This is a genomic window from Myceligenerans halotolerans (assembly GCF_054782975.1).
Genome location: NZ_BAAGRL010000028.1, coordinates 67638 through 81661, shown reverse-complemented (window position 1 = coordinate 81661; position 14024 = coordinate 67638). Strand labels below are relative to the sequence as shown.

General features: G+C 72.0%; 11 protein-coding genes. 7 read left to right on the top strand and 4 right to left on the bottom strand.

The window, feature by feature from the left end:
* The first annotated feature begins 114 nt into the window (after positions 1-114).
* The 4 genes from ACYVK5_RS18755 (at position 115) to ACYVK5_RS18740 (ending at position 5502) form a co-directional block, all read left to right on the top strand.
* A complete protein-coding gene (locus tag ACYVK5_RS18755; RefSeq protein ID WP_460707480.1) occupies positions 115-1578 on the top strand; it encodes an NAD-dependent succinate-semialdehyde dehydrogenase in 1464 nt (487 codons plus the stop codon).
* An 81-nt stretch (positions 1579-1659) separates the two neighbouring features.
* Positions 1660-2592, top strand: coding sequence for an AraC-like ligand-binding domain-containing protein (locus tag ACYVK5_RS18750; protein WP_460707479.1), 933 nt, complete (start codon positions 1660-1662; stop codon positions 2590-2592).
* An 86-nt stretch (positions 2593-2678) separates the two neighbouring features.
* Positions 2679-4703, top strand: a complete 2025-nt coding sequence (locus ACYVK5_RS18745) for a primary-amine oxidase (RefSeq protein ID WP_460707478.1) — start codon at positions 2679-2681, stop codon at positions 4701-4703.
* A 31-nt stretch (positions 4704-4734) separates the two neighbouring features.
* Positions 4735-5502, top strand: a complete 768-nt coding sequence (locus tag ACYVK5_RS18740) for a MoaF C-terminal domain-containing protein (RefSeq protein WP_460707477.1) — start codon at positions 4735-4737, stop codon at positions 5500-5502.
* A 113-nt stretch (positions 5503-5615) separates the two neighbouring features.
* On the opposite strand, the gene ACYVK5_RS18735 is transcribed toward ACYVK5_RS18740, so the two are convergent.
* Positions 5616-7475 (bottom strand): amidohydrolase, encoded by a 1860-nt coding sequence (locus ACYVK5_RS18735; protein WP_460707476.1) that lies wholly within the window; start codon positions 7473-7475, stop codon positions 5616-5618.
* A gap of 167 nt (positions 7476-7642) precedes the next feature.
* Positions 7643-7828 carry a hypothetical protein gene (locus ACYVK5_RS18730; RefSeq protein WP_460707475.1) on the bottom strand — a complete coding sequence of 62 codons (186 nt, stop codon included), beginning with the start codon at positions 7826-7828 and terminating at the stop codon, positions 7643-7645.
* Between the two features lie 110 nt (positions 7829-7938).
* On the opposite strand from ACYVK5_RS18730, the gene ACYVK5_RS18725 reads away from it, so the two are divergent.
* Positions 7939-9393 carry an APC family permease gene (locus ACYVK5_RS18725; protein ID WP_460707474.1) on the top strand — a complete coding sequence of 485 codons (1455 nt, stop codon included), beginning with the start codon at positions 7939-7941 and terminating at the stop codon, positions 9391-9393.
* 78 nt (positions 9394-9471) lie between these two features.
* On the opposite strand, the gene ACYVK5_RS18720 is transcribed toward ACYVK5_RS18725, so the two are convergent.
* Complete coding sequence (locus ACYVK5_RS18720; RefSeq protein WP_460707473.1) at positions 9472-10899, bottom strand: aldehyde dehydrogenase family protein; 1428 nt, start codon at positions 10897-10899, stop codon at positions 9472-9474.
* A 203-nt stretch (positions 10900-11102) separates the two neighbouring features.
* On the opposite strand from ACYVK5_RS18720, the gene ACYVK5_RS18715 reads away from it, so the two are divergent.
* On the top strand, positions 11103-12191 hold the full coding sequence (locus tag ACYVK5_RS18715; protein WP_460707472.1) for a glutamate-cysteine ligase family protein: 1089 nt from the start codon (positions 11103-11105) through the stop codon (positions 12189-12191).
* On the top strand, positions 12188-13216 hold the full coding sequence (locus ACYVK5_RS18710; RefSeq protein WP_460707471.1) for an NAD(P)/FAD-dependent oxidoreductase: 1029 nt from the start codon (positions 12188-12190) through the stop codon (positions 13214-13216). Before ACYVK5_RS18715 ends, ACYVK5_RS18710 begins: the two co-directional genes overlap by 4 nt.
* A gap of 33 nt (positions 13217-13249) precedes the next feature.
* On the opposite strand, the gene ACYVK5_RS18705 is transcribed toward ACYVK5_RS18710, so the two are convergent.
* On the bottom strand, positions 13250-13744 hold the full coding sequence (locus tag ACYVK5_RS18705) for a DUF1269 domain-containing protein (protein WP_460707470.1): 495 nt from the start codon (positions 13742-13744) through the stop codon (positions 13250-13252).
* Between the last annotated feature and the right edge of the window lie 280 nt (positions 13745-14024).

Sequence of the window (14024 nt, the reverse complement as noted above, 5' to 3'; positions counted from 1 at the left end):
AGCTCCCTTGCCGGTCTGCCTCGATCTGCTCGCACTTCGTATCTCAGATAGTATACGATTTGCGGGAAACGCAGCAAGGCCGCCGGCGGACACCGCACTCATCGAGGAGACGCCATGACCGACACCCGTGAATCCGACCTGCTCGCCTCCGTCCCCGACGGGCTGCTCATCGGCGGCCGGTGGCGTCCCGCCGCCGGCGGCGCCACGCTCCCGGTCGAGGACCCGTCGACCGGCGAGACCATCAGGACCATCGCCGACGCCGGCGCGGAGGACGGCGCGGCCGCGCTCGACGCCGCCGTCGACGCCGCGGCCGGCTGGGCCGCGACACCCGCGCGCGAACGCGGCGAGATCCTCCGCCGCACCTTCGACCTGCTGCGGGAACGCCAGGATGACGTCGCCCTGCTGATGACCCTGGAGATGGGCAAGCCGCTCGCGGAGTCGCGCGGCGAGGTGACGTACGGCGGCGAGTTCCTGCGCTGGTTCTCCGAGGAGGCCGTGCGGGTCACCGGCCGCTACGGGCCCAACCCCGAGGGCACCGGACGCATGATCGTCAGCCAGCACGCCGTCGGACCCTGCCTCCTCATCACCCCCTGGAACTTCCCGCTGGCCATGGCCACGCGCAAGATCGCGCCCGCCCTGGCGGCGGGCTGCACGGTCGTGGTCAAGCCGGCGGCGCTGACGCCGCTCACCACCCTGTACCTGGCGCAGCTGCTGCAGGAGGCCGGCCTGCCCGACGGCGTGGTCAACGTGATCACGACCTCCCGCTCGGGCGAGGTCTCCGGCCCGATCATCGCCGACCCGCGGCTGCGCAAGCTGTCCTTCACCGGGTCGACGCCCGTGGGCCGCAAGCTGATGGCCCAGGCGGCGCCCGGCGTCCTGCGCACCTCCATGGAGCTGGGCGGCAACGCCCCGTTCGTCATCTTCGGGGACGCCGACCTGGACCAGGCGGTCAAGGGCGCCCTCGCGGCGAAGTTCCGCAACATCGGGCAGGCCTGCACCGCCGCCAACCGGTTCATCGTGCACAGCTCGGTCGCCGAGGAGTTCGCAGGCCGCGTCACCACGGCGGTGCGCGACTTCGTGATCGGCCGCGGGACCGAGCCGGACGTGACCATCGGCCCGCTGGTGGACGCGAACGCCGTCGCGAAGGCCGAGTCGCTGGTCGACGACGCGGTGCGGCGCGGCGCACGGCTCACCACCGGCGGCTCGCGCATCGACGGGGCGGGCACCTTCTTCGAACCGACGGTCCTGACCGGCGTCGTCCCCGGGAGTGACATCCTGACCGAGGAGATCTTCGGCCCGGTGCTCGCGATCACCACGTTCGACACCGAGGACGAGGCCGTCGCCCTGGCCAACGACACCGAGTACGGACTCGTCTCGTACGTCTACACCGAGAGCCTCGCACGAGGCCAGCGGATGATCGAGCGGCTCGAGACCGGGATGATGGGGCTCAACGTGGGGGTCGTCTCCAACGCCGCGGCGCCGTTCGGCGGCTGGAAGATGTCCGGCCTCGGCCGCGAGGGCGGCGCCGAGGGGATCCACGAGTACCTCCAGACCAAGTACACGCTGACCCCCCGTTGAACGGCCCACGGCCGAGGACTACCCTTCAGCGCACGGCGCCGACGACGACGTCACTCCGTACGAATGTCAGGAGAGAAGCCGATGACGGCCACGCTCGCCACCCACGTCGCACCGACCTTCCAGGCGTACCAGGCCGTGGTCGCGGGAGTGTTCCTCCCGCTCGACCTGTCGAGCGGCGCGCCGGACTCCTTCCGCGGGGTCGTGCGCACGGTGACGGTCGACGGCGTGCACGTCAGTGACCTGCACGGCGGCAGGCACGTCGTCGAGCGGACGCCCCGGCAGGCGGCACAGGACAGCCTCCCCTCGTTCAAGGTGAGCCTCATGCTGGCCGGCGCCGGCCTGCTTGTGCAGGACGGGCGGGAGACCGTGCTGCGCCCGGGCGACCTGGCCGTGTACGACACGCAGCGTCCGTACACGCTCGAGTTCGACCGCGAGTTCCGCTCTCTCGTGCTGATGTTCCCCCAGAACCGCATCGAGCTGCCCGCCGGCATGCTCCGGCAGCTCACCGCGGTCCGGCTGGGCGGGGACACCGGCGTGGCGCCGATCGTGGCCCCGTTCCTCACCCACCTGTGCGATCACCTCGAACAGCTCGAGCAGCCTCCGGGAACCCGGCTGACCCACAGCACGCTGGACCTGGTCTCCACACTGTTCTCCGCCGAGCTCGGGCACGTGCCGCACCGCGACCCCCACGAAGAGCTGCTCGAGCGCATCCGGTCGTACATCGAGGAGCATCTCGGCTCCACCGACCTCACCCCGGCCACGATCGCCGCGGCGCACTTCATCTCGACCCGGCACCTGCACGCGCTGTTCCACGACACGGGCTCGACCGTGGCCGGGTGGGTGCGGCAGCGCCGGCTCGAACGCTGCCGGCGCGACCTCCTCTCCCCCCGGTTCTCCGCCGTCCCGGTCTCCGCGATCGCGGCCCGCTGGGGGTTCGTCGACGCCGCGCACTTCAGCCGGGCGTTCAAGGCGGAGCTCGGCGTGCCCCCGCGGGAGTATCGCGCGGCGCACTGACCGTCAACACCCGAGCGCCCACGGTCATGACCGGCGGGGCGCGGCGTCCGATACTGGGCCGACCACCCGCTCGACCGAGGACTCCGATGACGCACCTCCCGGACACCACCCACACGCACGGCGCACGGGTGACGACGCCCGAGAGCGCCGTCCATCCGCTCGACCCGCTGACCGGCGACGAGATCGCCGCGGCTCGCGACGTGCTGGTCGCCGGGGGCCTGCTGGGCGGGGACGTGCGCGTGGCGCAGCTGCTGCCGGTCGAGCCGCCGAAGGAGGCGGTCGCCGCGTGGCGTCCCGGCGCGGATCTCGACCGCCGGGTGGCGGTGACGCTCCTGGACCGCGGCACGGGCCGCGCGAGCGAGGCGGTCGTGTCGGTGACGCACGGGCGGGTCGAGGAGCACGCGGTCCTGGAGAACGACCGGCCGCCCTACGGGCAGCCGCAGTACCTGTTCGAGGAGTACGACGCCGCGGCCGAGATCGCGAAGGCCGCGCCCGGGTGGCGGGCGGCCATGCGTCGCCGCGGCCTCGGGGAGTACATCGAGGACGCGTTCTGCGCTCCGCTCGCCCCCGGGTTCTTCGGGCGGGAGGACGAGGTGGGGCGCCGGGTCATCCGGTCGCTGACGTTCCTGCGCACGCACCCGGACGACAGTCCGTGGGCGCATCCGGTCGAGGGCCTCGTCGTGCACGTCGACCTCACGGAGGGCAAGGCGATCCGGGTCGAGGACGACGGCGACGTGCCGGTGCCGATGGCGTCGGGCGGCTACTCGCTCGGGGAGCACGGGCCCGCGCGCTCGACGCTCCGGCCGTTGGAGATCACGCAGCCGGAGGGGCCGAGCTTCGCGGTCGACGGGTCGGAGGTGACCTGGGAGAACTGGCGTTTCCGCGTCGGTTTCAACGCCCGTGAGGGGCTCGTGCTCAACACCGTGACGTTCCGTGACGGCAGCGGCGACGACGCCGAGGAGCGGTCGGTGCTCTACCGGGGCAGCGTCCCCGAGATGGTCGTGCCCTACGGCGACACGTCCAGCACGCGCTTCTGGATCAGCTACTTCGACGCGGGCGAGTACCTGCTCGGCAAGAACGCCAACTCACTGGCTCTCGGCTGCGACTGCCTCGGCGTCATCCACTACTTCGACGCGCTCGTCGCCGACGACCACGGGAACCCGGTGCGGATCCCCCAGGCCGTGTGCCTGCACGAGGAGGACCACGGCATCCTCTGGAAGCACACCGACCTGGCGGGGAACGCGGAGGTCCGCCGTAGCCGGCGTCTCGTCATCAGCTACTTCGCCACGATCGGCAACTACGACTACGGGTTCTTCTGGTACCTGTACCTCGACGGCACGATCCAGGTCGAGGCCAAGGCAACCGGCATCGTGTTCGCCGGTGCGGGTGTGCCCGGCAGCGGGAACCCGCACGCGCCGGAGATCGCGCCGGGTGTGTTCGCGCCGGTCCACCAGCACCTGTTCTGCGCCCGCCTCGACATGGCCGTCGACGGCGAGGACAACACCCTCCACGAGGTGGACGTCGTCGGCATCCCCACCGGCGCGGCGAACCCGTACGGCAACGCCTTCACGTGGCGCAGCCGGCAGCTGGCCCGCGAGTCGGAGGCGGCGCGGCTCGCCGATCCGGCGGCCGGGCGGGTGTGGGAGGTCGCCAGCGCGCACCGCCGCAACCACGTGGGCCGGCCGACGGCGTACCACCTGGTGCCGCAGGGCGGCCCTGTGCTGATGGCGCAGCCGGACTCGACGGTGCATGCCCGGGCCACGTTCGCGACCCGGCACCTGTGGGCCACGGCGTTCGACGCCGGCGAGCGGTTCCCGGCGGGCCCGTACCCGAACGCGCACGCCGGTGGCGCCGGGCTGCCCGCCTGGACGAGCGCGGACCGCGACCTCGACGGGACCGACCTCGTGCTCTGGCACGTGTTCGGGCCGACCCATGTCCCGCGGCCCGAGGACTGGCCGGTCATGCCCGTCGACCACTCGGGCTTCGCCCTCAAGCCGTACGGCTTCCTGGACCGCAACCCGGCGCTGGACCTGCCCGACGGCGCGGCGGGTCACTGCTCACCCGCGACGGCATGCTGCGGCGGCGACGACGCCTGCCGCTGCGGCCACTGACCCATCCCCCGACAGCAAGGTGAGGACCTTCATGACCGAATCGTTCATCCCGGTCGGCGCCCTCGGAGACGGGTTCGCGCCCGACGCGAACATCCTCGAACGGGTCGCCGACCTCGATGGTGCGTCGTTCGAGCTCGACCTCGGAGAGCGCCTGACGCTCGGCCTCGCCGACGGGGTCGCCAGGTGGGGTGACGGCGCCGAGGCTCCGGTCCGCGTCACGTCGCTCCGCGACGGCGTCTACCTGATCGACGGGGTCGACGGCGGGGGCTCGACGACGTTCGTCCTCGACACCGAGGCGGGTCTGGTGACCCTCGTGGAGGGCGAGCTTCCGCCGGACGAGGTCCGCGCGGAGTCCACCTGGACGCGGGTGCAGCGCGGGGACGACCCCGCCGGCGTCACCGCCCGGATCCGGCACGGCCGGGTCGCCGGCTCGACCGCGCCGTTGCACGGCCCGACCACGGAGCTCGTCGGTTTCCGCAACCGGTACACGTACTCGCCGAACGAGGTGTACGAGCACGTCTACCTCACGCCCGGCCTCTACACCTGGCACTGCCTGAACGGCGTGGAGCAGGGACTCGCGGACACCGACCGGTGCCACCACGTCGGCATCCGGGACGGGCTCACGCTGTTCGTCTGGCGGGAGAAGATCGTGCCGACCCTCGGGCTCCTCCTGATCGACCTGTCGGCGATGCGGACCGACGGCAAGATCTTCGGCAACGACGGCTTCGACACCACCTCGACCGTGAACTTCCCGGTCGGCGCACGCGCCGAGGTGCTCGACACCACGGGCGTGCGCTGACCGCGCCGCGCTGCCCGCCGCGCAGGCAGGTGTGGTCGGCAGCTTGTCGGATGATCGGTCCCCCGAGGAGCCGATCCTCCGACAAGCTGCCGACCACGCCTCTCCGCGGACTCCTACGTGTGGGTGCAACCGTGGGACATGTAGCCGGCCAGGCCCGCCGCGGCCGCTGCGGTGGAGGATGCGGCGGCGGGCGGCGACCCGGCGGAGGTCCCGGAGATCGCGTCGTGCACGAGCTCGCCGCCGACGAACGTCATGCCGATCGGCAGGTCGACGATCTCTTCCGGCGCCATCCGTGCCGTCTCCACGAGGTCGCCGTCGAGAACCACCAGATCCGCCGCCATGCCCGGGGTGAGCTTCCCCTTCCAGTGCTCGGCGTGATCCTGCCAGGCCCCCGCCGTCGTGTACGTCGCGAGCGCCTCGTCCAGGCCGATGCGCTCGCGCTCGCCGAAGACCTCGCCCGTCACCAGGCTCTGCCGCGTCAGCATCGCGGTGAGCCCTTCGCGGAAGTCCGGGAACCCGACCACCGGCGCGTCGGACGAACTGCCGACGTGGACGCCCGTGTCGAGCGCGGTGCGGTACGGCCACTGGTAGTCGGCGCGATCCTTCCCGATGATGTCGACCAGCTGGTGGGACAGCGAACGCTTGATCTGCGGGTTGAAGCTCAGCCCGAAGCCCGAGGCCGCCATGCGGCGCAGGTCGGCCAGGTCGGGGAGGTCCCCGTGGATCACGTAGTGCCGTAGCCCGCGGTCGCCGTGCTCGGCGGCGGCCGCCTCATAGGCGTCGACGACGGCCTTGATCATCAGGTCTCCCGTCGCATGGGTGCCCACCTGGAAACCCATCGCGTGCGCGGTGTGCACCCATTCGCCGAGGAGTGCGAGCTGCTCCTCCTCCGAGTCGCCGGGAAGGGTCATGCCTCCGGTGCCGCCGCCCACGTAGGGCTCGGAGACCCAGGCGGTGCGGGCCTGGGTCGGCACGCCGTCGCCGAAGATCTTCACCTGGCTCACGTTCAGCCAGGCCGGATCCGTCCGGAGCCGGCGCGCTCGCGCCAGGGTCTCCCGAAGATCCCCGGCACCGGAGGCCGCGAGCATGATGGTGAACCGCTGACGGATCTCCCCCGCGCAGAGCAGGTCGTGGTACAGCGCGACCGAGTCCAGGTCGATGCCGGGCTCCGTGCACGACGTGATCCCGTACCGGTGCATCAGGTCGGCCGACAGCCGCAGCCCCTGGCGCTTCTCCTCCTCCGTGAAATCGGGGAGCACCCTCGCGACGAGCCCTGCCGCCCCCTCCAGCAGCAGACCGGTCGGCTCGCCCGACCCGTCCTTGACGATCTCCCCGCCGAGCGGCGCCTCGGTGTCCCGGGTGATCCCCGCCAGCTCCAGTGCCTTCGAGTTCACCCACACGGCGTGGTACGACCACTCCGCGAGGTGGACCGGGTTGTCGGGTGAGACCTCGTCGATGTCGTGGCGGGTCGGGTACCGCCCCTCGGCGAGGTAGCCCTGGTCCCACCCGCTGCCGCGGATCCACCCGCCGGGCTCCTTCGCGGCGAGCGCCTCGGCGACGACGTCGCGGATGTCGGCGATCGAGCCGACGGCATCCCTGCTGAGGTCGAGGGTGAGCGGCGGCTGACTCGTCCCGAAACCCATCGCGTGCAGGTGGGCGTCGTTGATGCCGGGGATCACGGTACGGCCGGCGAGATCGACCACCTCCGTGCGCGGGCCGGTGAACCGGCGCAGGTCACGCGCGCGGCCGACCGCCTGGACGACGCCGTCCCGGACGGCGATGGCCTCCGCCGGAGGCCGGGACGTCCCGTCCGGCGTGAGGATGCTGCCGTTGTGCAGGAGCAGGTCGGCCTTCCGGTGCCCGTGCCCGGGAGCGGCGGCGGCGCTGTCCGTGCCGAGCACTCCCAGGGCGACACCTGCTCCCGCTCCCTGGAGGAACTGCCGGCGGCGGACGGTCTCTCGTCGTTCGGTCATCGGACATCTCCCGTGTCGCGTCGGAAACCGGGGCGCCGTCGGCCCGCTCCGTCGCGAGGGGCACCACCGGTACGTGTACTCCGATCCTCGAAGGACGGCCCTGGTCGCGTCTTGCGTCGTGGCGCCGTCCGCTTGACGCTCGGTGCAGCCGGCACAGCTGACCGTCACTACTCGCCCGCGTGCTGGAACGCGATGGTGGGCACGTCGACGACGTGCGCCCCGCCGTCGACGACGAGCACGGCGCCGGTGACGTACGACGGACCAGCACGACGCGTCCTTCGAGCCCGAGATCCATCGGTCCATCCTGTGGGCCGGCGGGTCCGCAGGGCAGCACCCGGAGCCGCGGTCTGCACGGGCGCAACAGCGCTGTGCGCTGTCCGGCAAGCCCGGCCGCACGCGTGCCCCGCAGAATCCGAGGCAGACATCCCCCTCAGCGGTAACCATCCCTGGCAAAGGAGCCGACGTGAGCACCACCGCTCAGCCCCCCACAGAGTCCACCGCCCTCCGGCGCGACGCCCTCGGCGTGGCCGGCATCGTGTTCCTGGTCCTCGCCGCCGTCGCCCCGCTGACCGGCGTCGTCGTCGTGGCCTCGCTCGCGATCGCGCTCGGCAACGGAGGGGGGACGCCGATGTCGTTCCTCCTCGTCGCGGCGGTCCTGCTGCTCTTCGCAGTCGGCTACGCCCAGATGTCGAAACAGCTCGTCAGCGCAGGCGGCTTCTACGCGTTCGTGGTCGAGGGGCTCGGCCGCACCGGCGGCCTCGTCGCCGGGTTCATCGCGACCCTCGGCTACAACTTCTTCGTCGTCGGCACCATCGGCACCAGCGGGTTCTTCATGCAGGTGATCATCACCGACCTCACCGGGTTCGACCTGAACTGGTACGTCTGGGGGCTGGCGTCGATCGTGACCTGCTTCGTGCTGGCGCGCACCGGCATCGACTTCAGCTCGAAGGTGCTCGGCGTCGCGCTGGTGCTCGAGGTGCTGATCCTCGTCGTGTTCGACATCTCGGTGCTCGTGCAGACCGGCTACGACGTCAGCGCGTTCAGCCCGGAGTCGGTGCTGTCCGGGTCGCTCCCCATCGGCCTGCTGCTGGCCGCCACCGGGTTCCTCGGGTTCGAGGCCACCGCCCTGTTCAGCGAGGAGGCGCGCGACCCGCTGCGCACGGTCCCCCGCGCCACCTACACCGCGATCACGGCCATCGGCGTCATCCTGGGCGTCACGGCGTGGGCGGTGGTGAGCGCGACCGGCGTCGCGCAGGCGCAGCAGACCGCGCTCGATCATCTGGCGTCCGGAGACCTGATCTTCGTCCTCGCCCAGACCTACCTCGGCGGGCCGCTCACGACCGTCATGATGGTGCTGCTCCTGGTGAGCCTCTTCGCGGCGATGCTCGCGTTCCACAACTCCGCGACCCGCTACCTCTACTCGCTCGGCCGCGCCCGGGTGCTGCCCCGCGCGCTCGCCCGCACCCGGCCCGGCGGTGCTCCGCAGGTCGCCGGCGTCGTCCAGGCCGGGTTCGCCGCGGTCGTCGCCGGGCTGTTCCTGATGGCCGGCGCCGACCCCATCGGAACGCTCGTGCCCGCCATGCTGGGATTCGGCACGCTCAGCGTGCTCGTGCTGCAGGGGCTGGCCGCGCTGTCGATCATCGTGTACTTCCGGCGGGCCCGGGACCGGAGGACCTGGAGCACGCTCGTGGCCCCGGGAATCGGGTTCCTCGGGCTGCTCGCGATCGTCGTCATGGCCGTGGCGAACTTCGACGTCGTCGCCGGCTCGGACGCCCTGGCCATCCAGCTCATGCCGCTGCTGCTGGTGCTCGCCCTCGGCGGCGGGATCGGGTACGGCGTCCACCTGCGGAAGAACCGGCCGGCGGTGTATCAGGGGCTGTCCGACGACCTGGAGCGGTTCAACGTGCCCCGCGAGTGAGCCGAGCCGTGGCATGGCGTGGCGCGGCCCCCGCACCGTCCGAGGTGCGGGGGCCGCGTTCTGTTTCGCCTGCCCCGTTCAGCCGTGCGTGACCTGTGGGACGGCGACGGCCTTGAGGCCTGCGACGCCGAACTCGAGCCCGTAACCGGAGTTCTTGATCCCGCCGAACGGTGCCATCGGGTGCAGACCACCGTGCCCGTTGATCCAGACCGTCCCGGCCTCCAGCCGGCCCGCGATCTCCCGGGCCCGGTCGCGGTCGCCCGACCACACCGACGCGCCCAGCCCCACGTCCAACCGGTTCGCGCTCGCCACCGCGTCGTCGACGTCGTGGTACCGGATGACGGGCAGCGCCGGGCCGAACTGTTCCTCGTCGACGAGCGGCGCCCCGTCGTCGAGGTCCGCGACGATCGTGACCGGGTAGAACAGCTCACCCAGCTCCGGCGCCGGTGCGCCGCCGGTGACGATGCGTCCGCCGCGGGCCCGGGCGTCGTCCACCAGGCGGGTCACGACGGCGAGCTGCTGCGGGTTCTGCAGCGGGCCCAGCACGTTGTTCTCCTCCAGGCCGCGACCCATCGGGGTCTGCGCGGCGACGCCCGCGAGCTCGGCGACCACCTCCTCGTAGATCGAGTCGTGGACGTACAGGCGCTTCAGCGCCGCGCAGGTCTGGCCGGTGTTGACGAACGCGCCCCAGAACAGGTCCTGCGCGATCGCCTTCGGGTCGGCGTCCGGCAGGACGATCCCCGCGTCGTTGCCGCCCAGCTCGAGCGTGAGGCGGGCGAGGTTGCCCGCGGAGGCCTCCACGATCTTGCGCCCGGTCGCCGTCGACCCGGTGAACATGATCTTGTCGACCCCTGCGTGCGCGGCGAGAGCGGCCCCGACGTCACGCCCCCCGGACACGGCCACCAGGACGTCGTCGGGCAGCACGTCGTTGAGCACCGAGACCATCGCGAGCACGCTCAGCGGCGTGTACTCGCTCGGCTTGACCACCACCGTGTTCCCCATCCGCAGGGACGGCGCGATCTGCCAGATGCCGATCATCAGCGGCCAGTTCCAGGGCCCGATGGCCCCGACGACGCCGACCGGCTTGTAGGTCAGCTCCGCGTACCCGGTCTCGTCGTCGACCAGGACCTCCGGGTCCAGGACCGTGTTCGCCGTGGCGCGCAGCCACGCCGCGCACGCGCCGAGCTCGAACCGGGCGTTCGGCCCGTTGAGCGGCTTGCCCTGCTCCCGCGAGAGGAGATGCGCCAGGGGCTCGGCGTTCGCCTCGATCGCCTCGGCGGCCGCGAGCAGCAGCTCGGCGCGGCGCCCGTGCCCGAGCGCCGCCCAGCCGGGCTGGGCGGCCGACGCGCGGGCCGCCCCCGCGTCGAGGTCCGCGACGGTATGGACCGGGGCGCGGCCGATCACCTCGCGGGTGGCGGCGTCGAGGATCTCGCGCCCCTCCCCCGGGCGTGCCTGGACGCGGTCGAGCAGCGCGCTCTCGGCGAGCGCTTGGACGGATCCGGACATCGTTGTCTCCCTCGTGCAGTCGTCAGGGACCGCATGCCTGTGGCCACCTCTCCGTCATTCTTTGCAGGCGCGCCGGTCCTGGCTTGTCACCCAGCGCACCGTCGATGTCCCTGCGGGAACACTGACGGCACTTCGCGCGGGGCGAACAGCTCTCACCCCCACCAGCCAATACAAAACGGGCACGTGGTGTCTAAAGTAGGTCCGTGCCGTACAAATGCGGGTTCGAGTTCGAGTATGTGCTGGTCGATGTTTCGCAAAGGATTCGCGACTTCACCACCCTGGACTGGCGGTCGCTCGACGCGGCCCTGGCCGGCGGCGAGGGCGCGGACGACGACTCGCTCACCCGTGGCGACCTCGGCATCAAGTCCGGCTACTGGTACCTGGAGGGCGACGAGCGGTTCGGCCCGGACGGCACGTTCCAGGACCTGCGGGTCAAGGGCGTGGAGATCCGCACGCCGATCGGCACGAACCTCTCCGGGGCCGCGGACCGTCTCCTGCACCTGCAGGGCCTGCTCGAGGAGCGCCTGGCCCCGCTCGGCCTCGGCCTGGGGATCGTCGGCTTCCACCCCACGCTGACGGAGTACCGGATCGAGCCCCCGCTCAACGACTGGGAGCGCGCGATGCGCGCCGAGCACCACGAGTACGGCCACGCGAGCGTCTCCAACGTCAGCTTCGGCCCGGACGTGAACCTCTCGTTCCCCGGTCTCGACGACGCCGGCGTGGTCGACCTGACGCGGAAGCTGACGCACTACAGCCCGTACATGGTGCCGTTCAGCTTCAGCTCCCCCTTCTTCGACGGCGGCCCGTGGGGCGGCCCGAGCCGGCGGACCTACGAGCGCACCTGGCGGCGGGTCGCGGCCCGCTGCTTCGTGGAGCGGGCCCCGGACCCCGCCGTCTCCCCCGTCTCCCTGTACCGCCCGCGGGTTCCGGCCGAGCGCGGCCGGATCGAGTTCAAGGCATACGACGCCTTCCTGAGCCGCGCCCACCTCCTGGCCGGCGCCGCCCTGACGCTCGGCGTGTGCCTCTCCGGCGAGCTCCCGGGACGCAGCGACGTGCCGAGCCGCGAGCTGCACCAGCGCGCCGCCACCGGAGCCTTCGACGTCCCCGAGATCGCCGACGGAGCCGCCCGCGTCCTGGAGGCCGCGGGAAAAGCCCTCGCCGGCCTGCCGGGCGAGGCGGAGCTCCTCACCCCGTTCGCGGACCTCCTCGACCGGCGCCGCACCCCCGCCGACGACCTGCTCGACGCGCACACCCGCACAGGCCAGATGCACCGACCGGGAGGACTCCGATGACGACCGACAGCACCCAGCTCACCGGTGACGTGGACGTGGCGATCTGCGGCGCGGGCCCGATCGGCGCCGCCACCGCGCGCTTCCTCGCGAGACGCCGTCCCGGGCTGCACATCGCGATGCTCACGGCCGACCGACCCGGCGCCCTGCCCGGCCGCGGACCCGGCGCCCTGCCCGACGCCGTGCCGGACGGCTCCTTGGCCGACCCGACCGACCCGGACCACCGCGCAACCTACCGCTACTCGGGCGGCAGCATCCGGTGGGCGTGGGACGACGCGGTCAAGCGCGAGATGACGAGCGAGACGGCGGGCTTCGTCCGCGGGCTGCTGTCCGACGGCGTCGAGCTCGACGCGCTGGAGAACACCTACCACCTGCTGCACACGGGTGAACTGATCCCGGCCCTGAACCTCTCCGCTGCCCGCCTCGTCGATCACCTCGTGAACACCGCGCGGGCCGACGGCGTCGCGTGGCACCCGGGCACGACCGTGACCGCCGTACGCCCCGGGGACGACGGCGGTTACGTCGTCGAGACCTCGCAGGGCGACGTCCACGCCCGGCAGGTGCTCGTGGCCCTCGGCGCGCGCACCCCGCGGGTGCTGCCCGCGCACGACACGGAGGCCGAGAAGCGGCAGCTGTTCGTGCTGGACCTCCCGGTCGACGAGCACCGCGCGCGCCTCCCCCACACGATCGTGCCGGTCGGGAAGGGTTTCGCCTACGTGTTCGTGAAGCGGACGGACGGCGGGATCCGGGTGGTCGTGGGCCAGGAGGACATCGTGGAGGACGACGACACCGCCGGCCCGGTGGACTACTGGGCGGAGCTGCTGGACAGCGGGGTCGGTGACGTGCTGCCGTGGCTGCGTGACGCTCGCGTGGAGCGGATCCTGTGGGGCGTCGACTCCGCGCACAAGAAGCTCGCGGTCACCGAGCCGGTGCCGGGGCTGCTCGCGGCGAACTGCGGCAGTGCGGTGCGCTCGGCGGCGTGGATCGGCCGGACACTGGCGGACCGTCTGGCCGACGGGCGCGCATAGGCGATCCTCGTGCCGGTCAGCGCCCTGCCGCGCTCACTCCGCGAAGACCTCGCGTAGCGCGGACTCCTGCTCGGTGCTGAGGTTCGTGAAGATCAGGTCGGGCGTCTCCTGGCCGGCCATGGCGTCGCGGACCTTGTCGACGACGGCGTCGGACGACATGAGGAAGAGCGCGGACGTCCCGGGCGTGATCTCGTCGCGCACTCGGTTGATGAACCCGTCGTCGATCCCGACGTCGGTGAGCGATCCGGCGAGCGCGCCGGTGGCGGCGCCGATCGCCGCGCCGAGCAGCGGGACGAAGAAGATGAGGCCGAACAGCATGCCCCAGAACGTGCCGCCGAGGGCTCCGGCGCCGGTCGTGGAGGCCAGCTGCCTGGTCTTGGGTTTCCTGGCGCCCTCCTCCCAGGACACGACGGCCGCGTCGTGCACGGTGAGCAGGTTCTCGCGGGCGAGCTGCTGCACCGTGTCCTCCGCGGCCTGCGCGCCCGTCGCGGTCTTGAACTTCCAGACGGTCAGTGTGGCTTGTGACATGGCAAGCTCCCTCGGTACGCCGAGCTGTCAGGGACAGGCCCATTCCAGGCCGACGCCGGCGGGGCGGCATCACCCGTTACCGGTGAACGGCGGCGCGGGTGCGCGGGCGGCAGATCGGGTGGGCGAAATAGCCCATGGTGCGCGATGACGGTGATTCCACGCACTATCTTTCGCGCGATCGTGCGCCGAATCCTAGTCTCGGATGAGTGCGGTCATGCCAGACGTCGCGGCCGGGTCGGTGCGCACGATTCGAGGGAGACTGTCAGTGCATTCTTTCCTG